At 63.0% G+C, this 19,466-nt stretch carries 17 protein-coding genes and 1 other RNA gene; 6 read left to right on the forward strand and 12 right to left on the reverse strand.

Going from position 1 to position 19,466, the window contains the following annotated elements; all coding sequences use genetic code 11:
- The first annotated feature begins 297 nt into the window (after positions 1 to 297).
- Positions 298 to 864: an alkyl hydroperoxide reductase subunit C gene (gene ahpC / locus ACVDHI_RS07465; protein WP_010675074.1), complete on the forward strand. Its 567-nt coding sequence runs from the start codon at positions 298 to 300 to the stop codon at positions 862 to 864.
- A 142-nt stretch (positions 865 to 1,006) separates the two neighbouring features.
- Positions 1,007 to 2,593 (forward strand): alkyl hydroperoxide reductase subunit F, encoded by a 1,587-nt coding sequence (gene ahpF, locus ACVDHI_RS07470; RefSeq protein ID WP_447211916.1) that lies wholly within the window; start codon positions 1,007 to 1,009, stop codon positions 2,591 to 2,593.
- A gap of 71 nt (positions 2,594 to 2,664) precedes the next feature.
- Here the strand turns inward: ahpF and ACVDHI_RS07475 are convergent, their stop codons facing one another.
- The gene (locus tag ACVDHI_RS07475; RefSeq protein ID WP_447211917.1) at positions 2,665 to 3,984 is read right to left on the reverse strand and encodes an MFS transporter; all 1,320 of its coding nucleotides are present in this window, start codon (positions 3,982 to 3,984) and stop codon (positions 2,665 to 2,667) included.
- A gap of 115 nt (positions 3,985 to 4,099) precedes the next feature.
- Between ACVDHI_RS07475 and ACVDHI_RS07480 the strand changes: the two genes are divergently transcribed.
- Complete coding sequence (locus ACVDHI_RS07480) at positions 4,100 to 4,345, forward strand: hypothetical protein (protein ID WP_214005624.1); 246 nt, start codon at positions 4,100 to 4,102, stop codon at positions 4,343 to 4,345.
- A gap of 124 nt (positions 4,346 to 4,469) precedes the next feature.
- On the opposite strand, the gene ACVDHI_RS07485 is transcribed toward ACVDHI_RS07480, so the two are convergent.
- Positions 4,470 to 5,219: a class I SAM-dependent methyltransferase gene (locus ACVDHI_RS07485; protein ID WP_010675078.1), complete on the reverse strand. Its 750-nt coding sequence runs from the start codon at positions 5,217 to 5,219 to the stop codon at positions 4,470 to 4,472.
- A gap of 228 nt (positions 5,220 to 5,447) precedes the next feature.
- On the opposite strand from ACVDHI_RS07485, the gene ACVDHI_RS07490 reads away from it, so the two are divergent.
- A complete protein-coding gene (locus tag ACVDHI_RS07490) occupies positions 5,448 to 5,933 on the forward strand; it encodes a VOC family protein (protein ID WP_039038741.1) in 486 nt (161 codons plus the stop codon).
- 117 nt (positions 5,934 to 6,050) lie between these two features.
- Here the strand turns inward: ACVDHI_RS07490 and ACVDHI_RS07495 are convergent, their stop codons facing one another.
- From ACVDHI_RS07495 to ACVDHI_RS07525, 7 genes are all read right to left on the reverse strand, one after another.
- Complete coding sequence (locus ACVDHI_RS07495; protein ID WP_226044097.1) at positions 6,051 to 6,449, reverse strand: hypothetical protein; 399 nt, start codon at positions 6,447 to 6,449, stop codon at positions 6,051 to 6,053.
- A 117-nt stretch (positions 6,450 to 6,566) separates the two neighbouring features.
- The gene (gcvP, locus tag ACVDHI_RS07500) at positions 6,567 to 9,446 is read right to left on the reverse strand and encodes an aminomethyl-transferring glycine dehydrogenase (RefSeq protein WP_447211918.1); all 2,880 of its coding nucleotides are present in this window, start codon (positions 9,444 to 9,446) and stop codon (positions 6,567 to 6,569) included.
- A 231-nt stretch (positions 9,447 to 9,677) separates the two neighbouring features.
- Positions 9,678 to 10,067 carry a glycine cleavage system protein GcvH gene (gene gcvH, locus ACVDHI_RS07505; protein WP_010675081.1) on the reverse strand — a complete coding sequence of 130 codons (390 nt, stop codon included), beginning with the start codon at positions 10,065 to 10,067 and terminating at the stop codon, positions 9,678 to 9,680.
- 76 nt (positions 10,068 to 10,143) lie between these two features.
- Positions 10,144 to 11,241 (reverse strand): glycine cleavage system aminomethyltransferase GcvT, encoded by a 1,098-nt coding sequence (gcvT, locus tag ACVDHI_RS07510; RefSeq protein WP_447211919.1) that lies wholly within the window; start codon positions 11,239 to 11,241, stop codon positions 10,144 to 10,146.
- Between the two features lie 381 nt (positions 11,242 to 11,622).
- Positions 11,623 to 12,843, reverse strand: a complete 1,221-nt coding sequence (locus ACVDHI_RS07515) for an FAD-dependent 2-octaprenylphenol hydroxylase (RefSeq protein ID WP_447211920.1) — start codon at positions 12,841 to 12,843, stop codon at positions 11,623 to 11,625.
- Between the two features lie 101 nt (positions 12,844 to 12,944).
- Positions 12,945 to 14,168 (reverse strand): 2-octaprenyl-6-methoxyphenyl hydroxylase, encoded by a 1,224-nt coding sequence (ubiH, locus tag ACVDHI_RS07520; protein ID WP_447211921.1) that lies wholly within the window; start codon positions 14,166 to 14,168, stop codon positions 12,945 to 12,947.
- A gap of 186 nt (positions 14,169 to 14,354) precedes the next feature.
- Complete coding sequence (locus ACVDHI_RS07525) at positions 14,355 to 14,924, reverse strand: UPF0149 family protein (protein WP_039038745.1); 570 nt, start codon at positions 14,922 to 14,924, stop codon at positions 14,355 to 14,357.
- Positions 14,925 to 15,097: 173 nt separating this feature from the next.
- On the opposite strand from ACVDHI_RS07525, the gene zapA reads away from it, so the two are divergent.
- Entirely contained in the window at positions 15,098 to 15,430 is a 333-nt protein-coding gene (zapA, locus tag ACVDHI_RS07530) for a cell division protein ZapA (RefSeq protein ID WP_010675086.1), read from the forward strand.
- A gap of 16 nt (positions 15,431 to 15,446) precedes the next feature.
- A non-coding RNA gene (gene ssrS, locus ACVDHI_RS07535) (6S RNA) lies at positions 15,447 to 15,629 on the forward strand.
- 133 nt (positions 15,630 to 15,762) lie between these two features.
- Here the strand turns inward: ssrS and emrD are convergent.
- The 3 genes from emrD to ACVDHI_RS07550 all read right to left on the reverse strand — a co-directional run bounded on the left by emrD (position 15,763) and on the right by ACVDHI_RS07550 (position 19,466).
- A complete protein-coding gene (gene emrD / locus ACVDHI_RS07540) occupies positions 15,763 to 16,962 on the reverse strand; it encodes a multidrug efflux MFS transporter EmrD (RefSeq protein ID WP_039038746.1) in 1,200 nt (399 codons plus the stop codon).
- A gap of 270 nt (positions 16,963 to 17,232) precedes the next feature.
- Positions 17,233 to 18,663 carry an ABC transporter ATP-binding protein gene (locus tag ACVDHI_RS07545; RefSeq protein ID WP_447211922.1) on the reverse strand — a complete coding sequence of 477 codons (1,431 nt, stop codon included), beginning with the start codon at positions 18,661 to 18,663 and terminating at the stop codon, positions 17,233 to 17,235.
- Positions 18,660 to 19,466: an ABC transporter permease gene (locus ACVDHI_RS07550; RefSeq protein WP_010675089.1), complete on the reverse strand. Its 807-nt coding sequence runs from the start codon at positions 19,464 to 19,466 to the stop codon at positions 18,660 to 18,662. Before ACVDHI_RS07550 ends, ACVDHI_RS07545 begins: the two co-directional genes overlap by 4 nt.

Genomic DNA, 19,466 nt, shown 5'->3' on the forward strand with positions numbered 1-19,466 from the left:
CCTCGTCTGCCCCCTTCTCTGCTCACGCAATGAAAACAAATCCGGCCCAGCCCTTGAAAATGTGACATGCAGGACAGAAATTGAACTTCGACAATGAGTTATCTCCGAAGGCCTGAGATATTCATGTTAGGTACAGTTGTGATGGTCTATCTAATAAATAGATTTATGTGATTCAAAATTGTGGCTTTGACCGATTAGAAAAAGTCACTATGATGACTCCATCGAAAGTTAAGCGCCTCGTCTGGCACGACTCTTCAACACCAGACAGGCATATGTACATCACCAAGGAGCAAATACATGTCTACCTACATCAACACTGAAATCAAGCCGTTCAACGCCACCGCCTACCACAATGGCAAATTCGTTCAGGTGTCTGACGCTGACCTGAAAGGCAAGTGGTCCGTGGTGTTCTTCTACCCGGCTGATTTCACCTTCGTCTGCCCGACCGAGCTGGGCGACCTGGCCGACAACTACGCCGAATTCCAGAAGCTGGGCGTCGAGATCTACGCCGTCTCCACCGACACCCACTTCACCCACAAGGCCTGGCACGACACTTCTGACACCATCCAGAAGATCCAGTACCCGATGATCGGCGACCCCACCGGCACCATCACTCGCAACTTCGGCGTGATGATCGAAGAAGCTGGCCTGGCTGACCGCGGTACCTTCGTCATCGACCCGCAAGGCGTCATCCAGATCGTTGAAATCAACGCTGGCGGCATCGGCCGTGACGCACTGGAACTGCTGCGCAAGGTCAAGGCTGCCCAGTACGTTGCTTCCCACCCGGGTGAAGTGTGCCCGGCCAAGTGGAAAGAAGGCGACGCCACCCTGGCCCCGTCCCTGGATCTGGTAGGCAAAATCTAAGCCTCCCCGCTCTGAAGACCGGCCCGTTCAAGGGCCGGTCTTGTTTACGGCCCTCAGAAAATGCGCCGGTCTGCTGTGTGGACCTCTGTTTTCTGTATCCGGTCATCGTGCCGACCCGCATTCAGCAAGAAGGAATTCGACCATGTTAGATACCAACCTCAAACAACAACTCAACGGTTACTTGCAGTACATCGTCAATCCCATCGAGATCAGCGTGTCCGGCAATGACAGCGACAAATCCGCCGAACTCCTGGCATTGGCCAGCGAGATAGCCGAGATGTCCCCCAAAATTTCCCTGACCGATGGTCGTAACGCCCGCAAGCCTTCCATGAGCATCGCGCCCCAGGGCCAGGCCCCGCGCGTGCACTTTGCCGGCATTCCCATGGGTCATGAATTCACCTCCCTGGTGCTCGCCCTGCTGCAAAGCGGCGGTCACCCCTCCAAGGCCGATCCGGCCGTGCTGGAGCAGGTGAAGAACCTCAAGGGCGAGTTCCACTTCGAGACCTATATTTCCCTCTCCTGCCACAACTGTCCGGACGTGGTACAGGCCCTGAACCTGATGTCCACCCTGAACCCCGGCATCACCCACACCATGATCGATGGTGCCCTGTTCCAGGATGAGGTGAACGAGCGTCAAATCATGGCGGTCCCGAACGTCTACCTGAACGGTCAGCCGTTCAGCCAGGGCCGCATCTCGCTGGAAGAGATCGTTGCCAAACTCGACACCGGCGCTGCCGAGCGCAAGGCGCAAGAGCTGAGCGAAAAAGCGCCTTATGACGTGCTGGTGGTGGGCGGTGGCCCGGCCGGCGCCGCCGCGGCCATCTATGCCGCCCGCAAAGGCATTCGCACCGCCATTGTCGCCGAACGTTTCGGTGGCCAGGTGATGGACACCGTCGGCATCGAGAACTTCATCTCCGTGCCCTACACCGAGGGCCCCAAGCTGGCCGCCAGCCTGGAGCAGCACGTCAAGCAGTACGGCGTGGAAGTGATCACCGAGCAGCGCGCCGCCGCCATCAGCAAGGATGGTTACGTCAACGTGGACCTCGCCTCCGGTGCCACCTTGAAGAGCCGCGCCGTGATCCTGGCGACCGGTGCCCGCTGGCGCGACCTGAACGTGCCGGGTGAACTCGAGTACCGTACCAAGGGTGTGGCCTACTGCCCCCACTGTGACGGCCCCTTCTTCAAGGGCAAGCGCGTGGCGGTGATCGGTGGCGGCAACTCCGGCATCGAGGCGGCCATCGATCTGGCCGGCATCGTCGAGCACGTCACCGTGGTGGAGTTCGCCGATACCCTGCGTGCCGACGAGGTGCTGCAGAAGAAGGCCCGCTCCATGGGCAACATCGACATCATCATGAGCGCCCGCACCACCGAAGTGATCGGCGATGGCAGCAAGGTGGTCGGCATGGATTACGAGGATCGCACTACCGGCGAGATCAAGCACCTGGCGGTAGCCGGTATCTTCGTGCAGATAGGCCTGGTGCCGAACACCGAGTTCCTCAAAGGAAGCGAGATTGCCCTGACCCGCTTTGGCGAAATCGAGATCGATACCAAGGGTGCCACCTCCCTGCCCGGCGTCTATGCCGCAGGGGATGCCACCACGGTACCGTTCAAGCAGATCATCATCTCCATGGGGGCAGGTGCCACCGCCGCCCTGGGTGCGTTTGATTACCTCATTCGCAACCCGGCGCCGGAAGCACAAGCTACCCAGGCCGATGCCGTGACCGCCTGATAACCGTCGCCCAACAAAAAACCGACTCCCTGGAGTCGGTTTTTTTATCCCTGTCGTTGGGTCGCCAGCCTTCAGCGCCCTTGCGGCGCGTCCCTCTCCTGCCCCTCTTCACTCACCGCGCACTCTTCTGCATCAGGCACGGCATAGCTCGCCGGCACTGCCTCCCCTTCCAGATCCGTTCTTGGCTCCAGCTCCGCCGTCATGGGGGTGTTGGGGGGCACAGGCATGAAGACCTGATGCTCCGTCAGCGGAATGGGGGCTCGCTTACGCCTGCGCCAGCCGAGATAGGCCGACAGCAGCAGACCGCACAGGGCAAAGTAGACGAACAGCCCCTGTGGTCCGAACGTTGCCATGGTAAAGGGGGCCAGCAGCGGACCCGTCATGGCCCCCAGGCTGTAGGCAAGCAGCAACCCCTGGTTTGCCCCCAGCACCTGATCCGGGCGCAGTTCATCGCAGGCATGGCTGAGGCTCAAGGGATAGATGGAGAACGCCATGCCCCCCAGCAAGAAGACAAGAGTCCCCTCGACTGGCTCGCGCCAGGGCCCCGGCAGCAGCACCATCAACAACGCGATCAGGGTCAGCAGGGCGCAGAGCAGCAGGATCACCAACCGTCTGTCGTAACGATCAGATGCACGTCCGATGGGATATTGCAGACACATCCCCCCCAGGATCACCAGCGCCATCATGTCCGCCACCTGGGAGAGGGAGGCGCCGCTGTCGGTGAAATAGAGCGGCAACAGCCCATAGATGGCCCCGAGGATGAGGCCCGAGGTAAAGCTGCTGCCCATTCCCGCCGGGGTGAGACGCACCAGCTCCAGCACTCCCACCGGCTGGGGTGCCACCATGGCCGGCGTCGCCACCCGGGAGAGAGCCAGAGGCACCACGGAGAGGGTCGCCGCCATGGCGCACAGGGCGAACGGCGTCAGCACCATGGGGTCCACCTGCTTGAGCAGCAGCTGGCCAAGGGCGAGTGAGCCGTACAGCAGGATCATGTAGAGGGACATCAACCGCCCCCGGTTCGCCGGGGTGCTTGAGACCAGCATCCAGGACTCCAGCACCACGAACAGGCCGCCGGTGGCAAACCCCCCGATCAGCCGCAGCGCCGCCCAGGTGACAGGCTCCACCACCATGCCGTGCAGCAGAAACAGAAAACAGAGCAGGGAGGCGTAAGCCGCATAGGCCCGGATATGACCCACCCGGATGATGAGGCGGGCATTGATGAAGGTCCCCAGCACCAGGCCGCCGAAATAGGCAGCCGACACCAGACCGATGGCCTGGGCGGACACCTGCTCGGCGGAGAGACGCACCGTCAGCAGGGTATTGAACAGACCGTGACCCAGAATGAAGATCACCAGACTGGTCAGGGGGGACAGCAACCTTGTCAGTGCCATGGAGCCTCCTCGCAACAAAAGGGTCATGGTAGCCCCTGCCTCCCGCCCCCTTCAACCCGAATGCCCTCCCCCTGCGGGCTATGCTTGACGGGAACCCCACATGGAGATCCGAAAGATGAGACTCATGCTGTTGTTGGCCGTCCTGCTCTTTTGCGGCAGCGCCCTCGCCTTCCACTGCCCCATGGACATGAAGAAGATAGACGACGCCCTGGCCGCAGGCCCCGCCCTCAGTGCCGAACAACTGGCCGAGGTAAAACAGTTGAGAGCGGACGGAGAGACCTTGCACAACGCGGGCAAGCATCAGGAATCGGTCGATACACTGGCCAAGGCCATGGCCATTCTCGGCATCGATCAGGGCTGATACCGCCCCTTCGCCGCGCGACGGTCTCTTTCGCATCGCCCGGATACAGACCGCCAAAATGAAACAAGGCCCTCGCCATCACTGGCGGGGGCCTTTTCACTGCGGATGTCAGCGCTGAACGGTTCTACACCCGGCCACTGTAGACCAGGGTGCAATAGTTGAAGGCTATCTTGCCGTCAACGGCATGGCGAGCAAACTCGCGGCGAACGAGCGCCGTCATCTGATCGTGGGCCGGCGTGCCCGCCACAGGCGCATAGGAGGAGGAGTTGAGCCGTCCAAGCACCCCGTCAAGATCGAACAGCTGACTGTTCTCGAAGCGATCGAGCCGGTACTCCCCGGTGAAGAAGGCGCGAAAATCCGCCTCACCGAGGTTGCGATGATTGACCTCCTCGTAATCCCCCGAGTAGGCGTGCAGCCCCTCTTCATAGGCCTTGAGAAACGGGGTGTTCGTCAGCCTGTCATTCCAGATGAGGGCGACCTGGCCACCGGGCTTGAGCAGCCGCTGGCACTCCTGCCGAAAAGCCGCGCGATCGAACCAGTGAAACGCCTGGGCGACCGTCACCAGATCCATCGCCCCCGTGGGCAGGCCCGTGGCTTCCGCACTGCCGTGCAGCCAGCCGATGTTCCCCACCTGGGCGAGCAGCCGTTTGGCGGCTGCCCGCATATCGTCGTTGGGCTCCACCGCCCAGACCCGCGCGACCCGGGGGGCCAGCAGGGCGGTCAGGATGCCGGTGCCCGCGCCGATGTCCGCCACCTGGGCCTCTGGCCCCATGGCCAGCTCCCTTGCCAGAAAATCCAGCATGGCGGCGGGATAACCGGGTCGATATTTCACATAGGCCTCGACCCGGGTCGAGAATCGCTGGGTACTGTCCATGGCAGACTCCTCTCTTGCTGCGGCCTTCATGCCGGCTCCCGGCCTGGTGACCAGGATCCCCATGCCACTACACTTGACCCCATCATGCAAGCCCCAAGCGGGTGGCAAACGGTGTACAGGCTGGCTTGCCACCCAGCAAAACAGCAGGCGCTGCGGGCGGCAGGATACCCATCTGGGCGCCCGCTCACGGGCGTCGAAGGACAATCACCAGGATGGAGCTGCGACACAATGAGACCAATCAAGAACAGGATTTGCCTCTGGTATGACGGGGATGCCGAGGAGGCGGCACGGTTTTACGCAAGCACCTTCCCCGACTCCGCCGTCGGTGCCGTACACCGGGCCCCGGCCGACTATCCCGCCGGCAAGAAAGGGGACGTGCTGACGGTCGAGTTCAGGGTGATGGGGACCCCCTGCCTCGGCCTCAACGGCGGGCCCGGGGTCAGCCACAACTGGGCGTTCTCGTTTCAGGTGGCCACCCAGGACCAGGCCGAGACGGATCGTTACTGGCACGCCATCATCGACCATGGCGGCCGGGCGAGCGAGTGCGGCTGGTGTCAGGACAAGTGGGGCATCTCCTGGCAGATCACCCCTCAGGTCCTCATCGAGGCGATAAGCGATCCCGACCCCGAGGCAGCGAGACGCGCCTTTGAGGCCATGATGCAGATGGGCAAGATTGACATTGCCACCATCGAGGCGGCGCGCCGGGGCGAGTAGCCCGTTCGCACGGGCGCCACACACAACAAGGCCACCCCTGGGGGTGGCCTTGTGCATATTGGCTGTCAGTGTAGTTGTCCACTAAATCCGGACTCTTGATTAGGCGGTCATTGAGTACTAGACATCTGATCCACATAACTGACGGACAAAGCCAACCTCATCCCGGATGCCTACCCTGTTACCATCCGGATCATGAATATTGATGGTCACTCCCCAATCGTTCTCAATAATCTCAGCTGTTAGACCGAACTCACGTACCCGCAAAAGTGCAGCCGCCATATCCGACACATTGAATCTGATCTTCGTTGGGCAAACCAAAATTGATTTACCTTCATCTATTGCCGTTCCACCGGTTTCAATCATCAGGTAACTGCTACCTAGCGCCAAACAGCTCAGCCTAAACTCTCCCTCGTTCCTGCTAAACATTAACGGTAAGTCAAACAGATCGCGGTAGAAGGCGACACACTCCTCATAACGCTCGACATTCAGGATGATGCCATTCCGTGATATTTCCATCTCTGTTCCTTATAAGTACGAAGGCTAAAAAGAGGTTATCCCCTGTCATATCCACCCGATAAAAAAATGGACCTGGTATGAACCAAGTCCATTTCGGTTAATTACACTGCCCGCACATCACTCCCCGACGTAATCCTCGGTGGGCACGCAGGAGCAGAACAGGTTGCGATCCCCGTAGACGTCGTCGATGCGGTTGACCGAGGGCCACAGCTTGCTGGCGCGCACGGCGTCGGACGGGAAGACCGCTTCGGCGCGGCTGTAGCCGCGGCTCCACTGCTCGTCCATGACGTCATCCTGGGTGTGGGGCGCATTGACCAGGGGGTTGTCGGTCAGGCTCCAGTGACCGTCCTGCACCCGGGCGATCTCGGCGCGGATGGCGGTCATGGCTTCCACGAAGCGATCCAGCTCGCGCTTGGATTCGGATTCGGTCGGCTCGACCATCAGGGTGCCCGCTACCGGGAAGCTCATGGTCGGCGCGTGGAAGCCGTAGTCCATCAGGCGCTTGGCCACGTCCATCTCGCTGATGCCACTGGCTTCTTTGAGCGGGCGGATGTCCAGGATGCACTCGTGGGCCACCCGGCCGTTGCGACCTGTATAGAGCACGGGGAAGGATTCACCCAGCTTCTTGGCCAGGTAGTTGGCGTTGAGGATGGCGACCTGGGTGGATTTCTTGAGCCCCTCGTCCCCCAGCATGGCGATGTACATCCAGCTGATGGGCAGGATGCTGGCCGAGCCGAACGGGGCGGCAGACACGGCGCCGTTGTCACGGCTCGCCAGTTCGGTCTTGACCACGGCGTGACCGGCTACAAACGGTGCCAAGTGTTTCTTCACGCCGATGGGGCCCATGCCCGGACCGCCACCGCCATGAGGAATGGCGAAGGTCTTGTGCAGGTTGAGGTGAGACACGTCCGCGCCGATAAAGCCTGGCGCCGTCAGCCCGACCTGCGCGTTCATGTTGGCGCCGTCCAGGTACACCTGACCACCATACTGGTGAACGATGTCGCACACCTCCTTGATGGTCTCCTCGTACACCCCGTGGGTGGAGGGGTAGGTCACCATCAGGCAGGAGAGCTGGTCTCCGACCTCGGCGGCCTTGGCGCGCAGGTCGTCCAGATCCACGTTGCCTGCCTTGTCACAGGCGGTGACGATGACCTTGAGGCCCGCCATCTGGGCGGAAGCCGGGTTGGTGCCGTGGGCAGAGGCCGGGATGAGGCAGACATCGCGATGCCCCTCTCCGCGAGACTCGTGGTACTTCTTGATGGCCAAGAGGCCCGCGTATTCGCCCTGCGCGCCGGAGTTGGGCTGCATGCAAACCGCATCGTAGCCGGTCACCTTCACCAGCCAGTCTTCCAGATCTGCCAGCAGCAGCTGGTAACCCTGGGTCTGCTTGAGCGGCGCGAAGGGGTGCAGCTTGCCGAATTCAGGCCAGGTCACCGGGATCATCTCGGCGGTGGCGTTGAGCTTCATGGTGCAGGAGCCCAAGGAGATCATGGCGTAGTTCAGGGCCAGATCTTTCGCTTCGAGACGGTGGATGTAGCGCAGCATCTCGGTCTCGGAGTGGTACTTGTTGAATACCTCGTGGGTCAGCACGGCGTCGGTGCGCAGCAGGTCTTGCGGAATGGCGTGATGAGTCTGGGCGGCCTGGTCGAGGGCCTCCACATCGAGGCCGTGACCCGCCCCAAGGAACAGGTCGAACAGCTCGGCCACATCGCCTCGGGTGGTGGTTTCAGAGAGGGACACACCGACCGCACCGTCCAGATCCGCACGCAGGTTGATACCGAGCCCTTCGGCCTTGGCAATGAGTGCAGCCTTGTCCGACGTCAGTACTGTGAGGGTATCGAACCAGCTTCCGTGCTTGAGGGCCACGCCCTTGGCGGTAAGGCCGAGCGCCAGGATGGTGGTCAGACGGTGCACGCGGGAGGCGATGGTTTTCAGCCCCACCGGGCCGTGGTAAACGGCGTAGAAGCTCGCCATGTTGGCCAGCAGCACCTGGGCGGTACAGATGTTGGAGTTGGCCTTCTCGCGGCGGATGTGCTGCTCGCGGGTCTGCATGGCCATGCGCAGGGCGCTCTTGCCACGGGCATCCTTGGAGACGCCGATGATGCGACCCGGCATGGAGCGCTTGTAGGCGTCGCGGGTGGCGAAGAAGGCGGCGTGGGGGCCACCGTAACCCATGGGCACGCCGAAGCGCTGGGCACTGCCGAACACCACGTCGGCACCCAGTTCACCCGGGGATTTGAGCAGCAGCAGGGAGAGCATGTCGGTCCCGACGCAGGCCAGCCCCTTCTGGGCCTGGACGGCGGCAATGAGGGAACGCAGATCGGCCACATTGCCGGTGGTGCCCGGGTACTGGAACATGGCACCGAATACCTCTTCGCTCACGGCCTCGCCCGCAGGGCCGACCACCACATCGAAACCGAAGTGGACCGCGCGCTCCTTGACCACGTCGATCACCTGGGGGTGAACGTCGTCGGCCACGAAGAAGAGGTTGGATTTGGATTTGGCCATGCGCTTGGCCAGCGCCATGGCTTCGGCGGCGGCGGTGGCTTCATCGAGCAGGGAGGCGCTCGCCAGATCCATGCCGGTGAGATCCAGGGTGAGCTGCTGGAAGTTGAGCAGGGCTTCGAGACGGCCCTGGGCCAGCTCGGGCTGATAGGGGGTGTAGGCGGTGTACCAGCCCGGGTTTTCCAGCACGTTGCGCAGGATGACGTGGGGCACATGGGTGTCGTGGTAGCCCATGCCGATGTAGCTCTTGGCGATCTGGTTCTTGGCCGCATAGCCCTTGAGCTTGGCCAGGGCCTCCACTTCGGTCATGGGGGCGCCGATACCAAGCGGCCCCGGACGACGGATGGCGGCGGGGACCGTCTGCTCAATCAGATCGTCCAGGCTCTCGGCACCTACGGTGGCGAGCAGGGCCCGCAGTTCTTCCTCACCCGGGCCGATATGACGGCGGATGAAATCGGTTTTTTGCTCGAGTTCAAACAGTGACTGGGTCATTTCCCTATTTCCTGGTAATAGGTCCTGGCATGACATCCTGATAACCAAGACCTGATGTTCCTGTAGCCGGTCGATACCGGCTCCACTCATGTTCTGTGTCCGCCGCGGGCAGACGGGGAATGCGGCAAGGCATCCCGAAGGCGCAAAGGCTGCGCCCATCCTGCAACCGCCATGGCCGCAGGATGGCAGTCATACAAGTGGGCCCTGCTGTGTTGGCAGGGCCCGGGGGCATTACTCTTCGTCCACCACGTTCTGGTAGCCTTCGGCATCCAGCAGGTTGGCGAGCTCGCCCGCGTCGTCCAGCTTGATGCGGAACAGCCAGCCGGCGCCGTAGGGGTCGGAGTTGACCAGCTCGGGGCTGCCTTCCAGCTCTTCGTTGACGGCCAGGATCTCGCCGCTCACCGGGCTGTAGATGTCGGAGGCGGCCTTGACGGACTCCGCCACGGCGCAATCTTCACCGGCGCTCACCTGCTTGCCCACTTCCGGCAGATCGACGAACACCATGTCCCCCAGCAGATCCTGGGCGTGCTCGGTGATGCCGACCACGGCTTCGCCGTTGGCTTCAACACGGACCCACTCGTGGGAGGTGGCATATTTCAGTTCGCTCGGGATATGGCTCATTTGTGCTTCCTTTATGCTCTTGGATCGCTTCAACAAAAATGGGGCGGCGAAGGTCAACCCTCGCCGCAATCAATGATTACACCAACGGCTGGCCGTTGCGCACGAAGGCCGGCTTGGTGACTTTCACGGTGACCTGCTTCTTGCGGATCTCCACCTGGGCCTGTTCGCCGATATCACGGGGCACCCGCGCCAGGGCAATGCTGTAACCCAGGGTGGGCGAGAAGGAGCCGGAGGTGATCACCCCTTCCCGTGTCTCGCCGCTCTCGCTGGTGAAGGTGACCGGCATGCCGGCACGCAGCACGCCCTTTTCTTCCATCACCAGACCCACCAGCTTGGGCTGGTTGCCGGCGGCCTTCTGGGCTTCCAGGACTGCGCGGCCGATGAATTGGCGGGAGGCAGGCTCCCAGGCCAGGGTCCAGGCCATGTTGGCGGCGAGCGGAGAGATTGTCTCGTCCATGTCCTGACCGTAGAGGTTCATGCCCGCTTCCAGGCGCAGGGTATCACGGGCACCCAGGCCACAAGGGGCCACGCCGTTGTCCAGCAGGGCCTGCCACAGATCGCACGCCTTCTCTTGGGGGACCACGATCTCGTAGCCATCTTCACCGGTGTAGCCGGTGGTGGCGATGAAGAGATCCCCGGCCTGCACACCGAAGAAGGGCTTCATCCCTTCGACCGCCGCATTCTGCTCGGGGGTGAACACCTTGGCAGCCTTGGCCTTGGCGTGGGGGCCCTGCACCGCGATCATGGCAAGCTCGGGGCGCTCGGTCACGCTCACGGCAAAGTCGATGGCGTGATGGCGGATCCAGGCCAGATCCTTCTCGCGGGTGGCGGAGTTCACCACCAGGCGGTAGAAGGTATCGGTCAGGAAATAGGTGATGAGGTCATCGATGACGCCGCCTTCCGGGTTGAGCATGCCGCTGTAGAGGGCCTTGCCGGGGACGGTGAGTTTGGCCACGTCGTTGGCCAGCAGGTGTTGCAGGAAGGCTTTGACCCGCTCGCCGGTCAAATCGACGATGGTCATGTGGGAGACATCGAACATGCCTGCATCGGTGCGCACCACATGGTGCTCTTCCAACTGGGAACCGTAGTTGATGGGCATCTCCCAACCGTGGAAGTCCACCATCTTGGCACCCGCTTCCAGGTGTTTCGGATGCAATACAGTAGTCTGGATCATCGCTATGTTTCCTTAAGCGTTCGCGACAACACTCGCAATCCGCCCCGGCTCGTCGGGAACTACGGACCACAAGCTCTGTGCTCGTTCCCGCCCGGGCGGGCAGGAGTGATTCCTTGAACGGAGCGGATTATATGACAAGCGTGCCGGGGCACCGCTCAAAAAAAACTAATCCTCACCCAACTCACTGACACCAGACACTAAGGTAAAAACAGTGATAAAAACAGCCAAAACCGCGCCATTGCGGGATTTAATGTTGATTTTTACCGTCCCGTCACAATTTACAGAAAAACGTTTCGCTTCTCGCCAACATTAAAGGCTGACACCCCGAAGGGGCATCTCGCCCTGTCAGATTAGTTTTTTTGTTAAAACCCCGGGGTAAGATTAGATTTTTTCACCTTTGGCCAGGGTGGGCAGCTCCCCATCCAGCCCCATGGCGGCCCGGATCATGCCCTGCTTGAGGGGAGCAAGACCGTCGACGGCGCGAAGCCCCACCCCGCGCACCAGCTTCTTGAGGGGGTTGCTGCCCGCAAACAGTCGCTTGAGCCCCTCCATGGCCGCCAGCATGCGCGCCGCCTCGCTCTTGCGCCAGCGCTCATAGCCCCGCAGGTTGGCGAGCAGGCCGATGTCCGCGCCCTTGCCGTGATGAATGAGGGTCTGCTCCGCCAGGGCGGCGGCATCCAGCAAGCCCAGATTCACCCCCTGCCCCGCCAGCGGGTGGATGGTGTGGGCCGCATCCCCCACCAGCACCAGGCGCTCGCGGGCAAAGTCGCGGGCGTAGCGGGCGGTGAGCGGAATGGCGCTGCGAGCCCCCTCCACCTTGCACAGCCCGAGGCGCCCATCAAAGGCGGCGGTGAGCTGGCGGTTGAAGCCGTCGTCATCCAGGGCGCAGAGCGCCTCGGCGCGGGCCGCGGGCACAGACCACACGATGGAGCAGAGGTCGGGCTGCCACAGGGGCAGGAAGGCGAGCGGCCCTTGGGGGGTGAAGATCTGGCGCGCCACCGCCTCATGGGGCTCGGCACAACGCACCGTCGCCACCAGGGCGTGATGACCGTAATCCCAGCTGGTGAGGGGAATATCTGCCTGACGGCGCACCCAGGAGTGGGCGCCGTCGGCGGCCACCACCAGCTTGGCCGAGAGGGCCTGGCCATCTTCCAGCAGCAGCAGGGCGCCCGCTGGCCCGCACTGCAGGCTGGTGGCCCGGGCCGGGGTCAGCATCTGGATATTGCTGGCCCCCGCGATGGCGTCCAGCAGCGCAAGCTGGATCACCCGGTTCTCGACGATGTGGCCAAGAGCCCCCTGACGCAGGCTGGCGGCATCGAAATCGATGTGGCCGAAACTGTCCTGCTCCCACACCTGCATCTTCTCGTAGGGCTGCAGGCGGCACGCCACTATGCCGTCCCAGGCGCCGACCCCTTGCAGGATGTGCTGACTCGCGAGGCTCAGGGCACTGACCCTGTTGTCCGGCGTCTCACCGAGCGTTGCATCGGGCAGCAGGCCTTCCACGATGGCCACCTTGATCGCCCGGTTCTTGAGGGCGGCAGCGAGCCCCAGGCCCACCATGCCCCCCCCCACGATCACCACATCCACATCTTGCATCTGCATTCTCTTGTGTCCTTTCCGGGCGAGTCGCCAGGATCTGCGAGGCGACGCCCACAGGCGTGCCTCTTGCTCGAAATCGTCTTTGCCGCCCAGGGCGACAGCGCTTATTGGCCGCACACCTCGTCCACGAATCCCAGGGTGCGGGAGGCGAGCGGAGCCTTGAGCCAGGGCACTCTGCCCATCAGGGAGAGCGCCAGATTGCGGCCCACCACCAGGGGAGCGTGATGGTTTGAGAAGAACTGGGCCAGGGAGGACGTGAGCCAGACGGTCTGGGCCTGATCGTCCCGCCGCTGCTGCCAGTAGCCGCTTAGCACCTCAAAGCCGCCGATGTCTTCCCCCGCCGCGAGCGCACGGGCCAGGGTCCGGGTCAGCACGTCCAGATCCCGCATGCCGAGGTTGAACCCCTGACCGGCGATGGGGTGCAGCAGGTGGGCGGCGTTACCCACCAGCACGGTGCGCTGGGCCAGCGGGTAGTCGGCCACCGTCAGCACCAGCGGATAGAGGTGGCGCACGCCTGTACGCTCGATGCGCCCGAGGCGCCAGCCAAAAGCCTGCTGCAGACGGGCGAGAAAGGCGGCGTCATCCAGTGCAAGCAGCCCCGGTGCCTCGTCCCGCGGGACGCTCCACACCAGAGAGGAGAGGCCGTCCTGCATGGGCAGCAGGGCCAACGGCCCTCCATCGGTGAAGCGCTCGAAGGCCCGCCCGGCGGGATCCTCGGCGGTCTTGACGGTGGCGATGATGGCGCTCTGGCCATAATCGTGGCGACTGACCGGCATCTTGAAATGCTGGCGCACGAAGGAGTGGCCCCCGTCGGCCGCCACCAGCAGCCGGGTGCGGTAGCGCGCGCCCCCCTCCAGGGCGAGCGTCACTCCCCCCTCGTCGGGGTCGATGGCTTCAAGCCTGGCCGGGCACAACATACGGATCTGCGGGCAGGCGGCGATCGCCTCTTGCAGCACGATGCCCGCCGCCGACAGCTCGATCACCTGACCGAGGGCGGGCAGGGCATACTCCGCCGCCGACAGCCGGGTCTGGCCGCAGTGGCCCCGATCCGACACATGGATATGGGTGATGGGGGAGCAGTGGGGCACCAGGTGCGGCCAGAGGCCGTGACGGGCCAGCGCCTCGCAGGTACCGGCGGAAAGCGCGATGGCACGGGCATCGAAACCGGGATGAGCATTGAGCTCGGGCGCACTCGCCTCCAGCAGCAGGATCTGCAGGGGGGCGCCATCCTGTCCTTTCAGGGCGGCAAGGGAGAGGGCCAGCACGGCACCGCTCATACCACCGCCGACGATAGCCACGTCGACGTGAACCAGATCAGATTGAGACATGAGAAGAGGGCATAGGCGAAAAAACGTGGGCCAATCCTACCACAAAGGTGGCGGACGGGATGCGAAGCCACGGGCAAAAAACCGCTTTGGCACCATGGGTTAGCAGAGTACCTCCCCTGCTCTCACCCTTGTAAAACAGAAAGAGCGCCGTGATGCGCTCTTTCATTGACCCGCTGGGCAGGCAGATCAGTGCAGGGTAGGCGGCGTGCTCGGCGCGGCCGGGCGCTTGCCAAACTCCTCGAACGCCATCATGACCCCGAGGCGCACGTGTTCGTAGAGCACCAGGAAGGAGGCTTCGTTCTCTTCATCTTCCTGATCGAATTCGGCAGAGACCTGGGTGATGCTGGCGATGTCCTGAATCATCTCCTGCAACTCTTCGGATGCCTTGGAGAGCTCCTGTTGCACCACGCCAAAGCCGGCCAGGAAGGCCTGGGACCAGTCCACCAGCGAGTCGATGCGCTCATCGAGCGGCGCCTCGTCGCTTGGCAGCAGCAGCTCGACGCCCTTTTGTGCCATCAGGCTCTCGATCACCTCGTGATAGAGGTCGGTCATCACCTGGCGCACCGGTGCCGGCAGACCGAAACCGTCGTTGATCAGATCATTGAAATGGGGCTGCCAGCTTTTGTCGTCCAGGGCCACGCCACCGCACACTAGGCCGCAGATCACGCCATGGGCCTCGACGGCCGTCGCCATGAGGTCGTGCTGTGCCATCAGGTCCGCCACGGCGGCGTATTTCAGGGGGGTTGTTTTGCTCATCTAGGATCCGCTCAAAGTTCAGGCAAATATGCAGAATTTATGGCCGAGATCCTAGCATTCTCCCCCTGCCAGAGCCAGCAAGGCCTTGAAACTTCTGCATCTGCGCTATATAGTCCCGCCCAGTTGTCCACGTGGATATAGGCGGAAATCAGCCCCGCCGTATTGAGGAAGGCATGAGCATAGAGGCCGTAGAAATCGTCATTCTGGGACGTCCCTACAAGGTGTCCTGTCCCCTGGGACAACAAGATGCCCTGCGCCAGGCCGCCGACCAGCTGACCGACAAGCTCATCGAGCTTCGTCAACGTTCCAAGGTCTCCAGCAACGAACAGCTGGCCGTCATGGCAGCGCTCAATTTCTGTCATGAGCTCTGCCTTGAAAAAGAGAAAAACCACCAATACTCTGAGACCATGGACAAGCGGATCAAGATGCTGCAACGCACCATCGAAGCCGCCTTGATCGAGCACGGACAATACGGTGAATCCAGCGAAGAGGCGCAACAGCCCTAATCGCACCGAGTTTTGAAATTCCCTGGAGTGTTTGTCAGCCGGTTCAAGTCCCCGAGCCGATATTCATACCAAACAGGGGGTCTGCCTTCTGGCTATTGAGCATGCTCGGCCCGACCGAGAAGCCTGCGGCCAGATTAGATCTCCGCCTTGAACCGACGGTTCAAGGGCCCAAACCGGCAACGGCATCTCCGGGGTACCTACCCAAAAAAGCCCGTCATCACGACGGGCTTTTTCTTTGCCTGCGCGGTATCCCCCTTCCACTCCCCTGCGGCGTCTCGCCACCCGGAAGGAGGCAGTAAAAAGCCCGCCAACGGGGCGGGCTCTTGGCCGTGTCAGACGGCCATCTGCTCGTGGGGCGCGCCGTGGTGGCGCAGCCACACAAAGCTCAAGGCCACGATCAGCACCATCACCGTCATGATGGCCCCCAGGGTCACCTGCCCCGTCATCGGGAAGCTGGCGGCCAGCAGGGTTACCACGCCAGCCCCCAGATTCTGCATGCCCCCGAGCACGGCTCCCGCGGTGCCAGCCTGGCCCGGGAAGGGCTCGATGGCACAGGAGGTTGCGGTCGGATAGAGAATGCCGCTGCCAATGAAGTAGACCGCAGCCCCGCCCACGAGGGAGGCAGCGCTCACCATGCCGAGCAGCCCGGGTACCAGGATGATGAGCGACCCCAGGGCCAGGAAGGCGATGCCAAGGCGCATCAGCTTGCCCTGGCTCAGGCGAAAACTCAGTCTGGCGGAGAGCCAGGCGCCGAACAGATAACCGGGCAGCGGCAGCACGAACAGCACGCTGACGGTGCGGGCACTCAGCTTGAGCACGTCCCCCAGCAACACCCCGGCCGCCGCCTCGAACACCGCGAGGCCGGCAAAGGTGGCCATCAGACAGAGCAGGTTGCCCTGAAAGCGCGGGTTGCCGAGCACATGACGATAGGCGGCGCCCACCCGCAGCGAATGCTGGCGGGCCGATGCTGGCAGCGTCTCCCCAAACCAGGCCAGCAGCGCCAGGGTGGTCAGGGCACCAAAACCGAACAGGAACCAGTAGCCGGCACGCCAGTTGAACAGCTCGGTGAGCCAGCCGCCCAGCACAGGTGCCAGCAGAGGGGAGAAGATGACCCCCATGCTCACCAGGCTGTTGGCACGGTTGAGCTCGGCGCCACTGTAACGGTCGCGCATCACGGTCCGGCTCATGGCGCCCCCTGCCCCGGTTCCCAGCCCCTGGATCAGGCTGCCCGCCAGCAGGGCGGTGAAGCTCGGGATCAGCTGGATGGTGAGGGTGCCGACCAGGAAGATCATCATGCCGATGATGAGCACAGGACGACGACCGATGCGATCCGACAAGGGGCCATAAACGAACTGGGAGAGGCCGTAGGGAATGAGGTAGCAGGCCATCACCGCCTGCAGCTGGCCGGAGGCCACATGGAAGTCCCCCGCCATCATGGGAATGGAGGGCACATAGAGGGTCTGGGTCATCTGACCCACGGCGACCATCAGGATGGTCAGGAAAAACAGGGGATAGAAGCTGTGCCGATACATACTGTCGTCCGAAAAAATCAAAAAGCCGCCACCCTCCGGGCAGGGATCTGCAGGAGGTGTCTGACAAAGGTCGTTGAAGAGGAACAAGGCGGAGGACCCGCACCCGCCAGCAGCAGGACGCTCTCTGGCTTACGACAATATTAGTGATTCATATCACAAAAAACGAACGAAACTTTATAATCTGCTTACCCAAGTTTTTCTAATGCGACGGGGCCCAAGGCCCCGTCACTGTCATCTCATCATGGGGGAAGGATTCATCCTGTCCCCTCTTTACCCCACTCTTCTCACCTCGGCCGACGCGCCTTCGAACATGGGGGTACCCGCCTCCCCCAGTCTCAGACAACGAGGAGCAACCTTGCCGGCCAGCCCCTCGTCATGGGTCACCAACAGCAGGGCGCAGCCTATCTCTCCCAGTTCCTCCAGCAGACAGGCGATGGTCTGTTGCTGGCTCAGGGGATCGAGCCGGGACGTGGGCTCATCGGCGAACAGCAGCACGGGGCGCAGCAACAGGGCCCGGATAAGCGACAGCCGCTGCAGCTCCCCTCCCGAGACCTGGTTTGGCAGGCGCGTCAGCAGCCGTTCATCCAGCCCCAACCGGGCCAGATAGTCGACAAGCCGATGGCGGGGCAGCCTGTGCAGACGCAGCACATCATCGAACTGGGTGGCGAGGCGCACCCGGCTGGCAAAGGCCTGCACCGGATCCTGATAGAGCTTCTGCCAGCGGCAGGGGGCTACCCCTTCCCGTCGCAGCACCTCCCCTTGCAGGGGGCGTTGCAGACCCAGCAGCACGTTGCCGAGGGTGCTCTTGCCCGCGCCGCTCGGCGCCATGATGGCCATTCGCTCCCCTTGCGCCAGGGCAAGGTCCAGCCCCGTGAACAGGGGTTGATCCCCATATCCCATGGCAAGCCCCTTTCCGCGGATGAGCCAGTCTCCGGTGGGAGGGACAGCCGCCTCGGGCCAGGCGGAGGGCTCCGCCGCCAGCAGGGCCCGGGTATAGGCATGGGATGGCGTGTGCAGCACACGCTCGGCGGGCCCCTGCTCCACGATCTCTCCTCCCTTGACCACCAGCACCCAGCCCCCCAATGCGCGAGCCAGGGAGAGATCATGGGTGATGGTCAGCAGATGGCGTCCACGGGCCAGGTAGCCCAGCAACAAGGCACCCAGCCTGGCTGCGGCCCGGCTGTCGAGCCCCTTGGTGGGCTCGTCGGCCACCAGCAGACGAGCCTCCCCCTGGGTGGCGGCGGCAAAGGCCGCGCGCTGGGCCATGCCTCCCGAGAGCTGGTGTACAAAAGCGCCCTCCCGCCCGGCCAGTCCAAGCCGCTCGAGGGCGGCGCGGGCCCGCGATCGGGCATCCTTGCCCCCTGGCAGCCACCCCTCCTCCACCTGGGCAAGCAACCCCATGGTGGGATCCAGCGCCAGCACCGGCTCCTGGGGTAGCATCGCCAGCTCCCTCCCCCAGAGAGTACGCAGGCGAGGCGTGTCGGCCAGGTTGTGATGGCGGCCACCCGACACCATCTCACCCCGGCCTGTCAGGGGGGCTGGCAAGGTCCCCATCAGGGCATGAGCCAACAGGGATTTGCCCGAACCGCTCTCCCCGATCAGGGTCAGGGCGGTGCCGGGATGAATGGTGAAATCCAGCGCCTGCAACAGGGTTTTCTGGCCATCATCGACCTGCAACCCCTTGATTTTAATGGCCGTCATGAGGTGGCTCCTTGTGAAGATGGCATGTCAAGGCCGCGCGTCTGATGAAGCAGCACCAGGGCCAGCAACATCAGCCCCATGACAAGAATGGGGGCCAGTAGCAGACGGGGAGCCTCCTGATAGTGGGGCAGCGCCTCCGTCATCATCAGCCCCAGCTCCGGCGTGGGCGGCTGAATGCCCACTCCGACAAAGCCCAGGGTAGAGAGGGTTAGAATGGCACCCGCTAGGCCGAAGGCCATCATGGTGAGCAACTGGGGGGCGAGCTCGGGCCAGAGATGGCGCCGCACCACATGGGCATGGCCGAATCCCAGCAGACGGGACGCCTCCACCTGGGGCGAGGCGAGCAGCCCCCGGCTGCGGGCACGCACCACCCGGTAATACTCCACCCACTGGGCCATGGCCAACCCGAGATAGAGGATGGCAAAGCCACCCTGGGCCATGGCGGAGAAGAGCAGCACCAGCAACAGGCCTGGCAGGGCCAGCACGCCGTCGGCCAGGCTGCGCAACAGACCGTCGACCCAGCCGCCGCGCCAGGCCGAAAGCCAGCCCAGCAATGAGCCCAGCAGCGCCGCCGTGATGACGCACAGCAGTCCCAACAGCAGGGAGAGCCGGGTCGCCGCCGCGAGGCGCGCCATCAGGCTGCGCCCCATCTGATCCCGCCCGAGGGGCTCCTGCCAGGAGGGATCAGCCAGAAACTGTGCCAGATCCTGAGCCGCCGGATCGGGCCAGAGCACGGGGCCCAGCAGGGCAAACAGCACCACCAGCAGGAGCAGGCCCAGCCCCGTTTTGACAGACAACGACAT

Source organism: Aeromonas sp. 25-248, assembly GCF_053005425.1.

Excerpts from the sequence above, each read along its gene's own strand:
- ahpC (WP_010675074.1), top strand. The coding sequence starts at position 298 with ATGTCTACCTACATCAACACTGAAATCAAGCCGTTCAACGCCACCGCC.
- ahpF (WP_447211916.1), top strand. The coding sequence starts at position 1,007 with ATGTTAGATACCAACCTCAAACAACAACTCAACGGTTACTTGCAGTAC.
- ACVDHI_RS07475 (WP_447211917.1), bottom strand. The coding sequence starts at position 3,984 with ATGGCACTGACAAGGTTGCTGTCCCCCCTGACCAGTCTGGTGATCTTC.
- ACVDHI_RS07480 (WP_214005624.1), top strand. The coding sequence starts at position 4,100 with ATGAGACTCATGCTGTTGTTGGCCGTCCTGCTCTTTTGCGGCAGCGCC.
- ACVDHI_RS07485 (WP_010675078.1), bottom strand. The coding sequence starts at position 5,219 with ATGGACAGTACCCAGCGATTCTCGACCCGGGTCGAGGCCTATGTGAAA.
- ACVDHI_RS07490 (WP_039038741.1), top strand. The coding sequence starts at position 5,448 with ATGAGACCAATCAAGAACAGGATTTGCCTCTGGTATGACGGGGATGCC.
- ACVDHI_RS07495 (WP_226044097.1), bottom strand. The coding sequence starts at position 6,449 with ATGGAAATATCACGGAATGGCATCATCCTGAATGTCGAGCGTTATGAG.
- gcvP (WP_447211918.1), bottom strand. The coding sequence starts at position 9,446 with ATGACCCAGTCACTGTTTGAACTCGAGCAAAAAACCGATTTCATCCGC.
- gcvH (WP_010675081.1), bottom strand. The coding sequence starts at position 10,067 with ATGAGCCATATCCCGAGCGAACTGAAATATGCCACCTCCCACGAGTGG.
- gcvT (WP_447211919.1), bottom strand. The coding sequence starts at position 11,241 with ATGATCCAGACTACTGTATTGCATCCGAAACACCTGGAAGCGGGTGCC.
- ACVDHI_RS07515 (WP_447211920.1), bottom strand. The coding sequence starts at position 12,843 with ATGCAGATGCAAGATGTGGATGTGGTGATCGTGGGGGGGGGCATGGTG.
- ubiH (WP_447211921.1), bottom strand. The coding sequence starts at position 14,168 with ATGTCTCAATCTGATCTGGTTCACGTCGACGTGGCTATCGTCGGCGGT.
- ACVDHI_RS07525 (WP_039038745.1), bottom strand. The coding sequence starts at position 14,924 with ATGAGCAAAACAACCCCCCTGAAATACGCCGCCGTGGCGGACCTGATG.
- zapA (WP_010675086.1), top strand. The coding sequence starts at position 15,098 with ATGAGCATAGAGGCCGTAGAAATCGTCATTCTGGGACGTCCCTACAAG.
- emrD (WP_039038746.1), bottom strand. The coding sequence starts at position 16,962 with ATGTATCGGCACAGCTTCTATCCCCTGTTTTTCCTGACCATCCTGATG.
- ACVDHI_RS07545 (WP_447211922.1), bottom strand. The coding sequence starts at position 18,663 with ATGACGGCCATTAAAATCAAGGGGTTGCAGGTCGATGATGGCCAGAAA.
- ACVDHI_RS07550 (WP_010675089.1), bottom strand. The coding sequence starts at position 19,466 with ATGTCGTTGTCTGTCAAAACGGGGCTGGGCCTGCTCCTGCTGGTGGTG.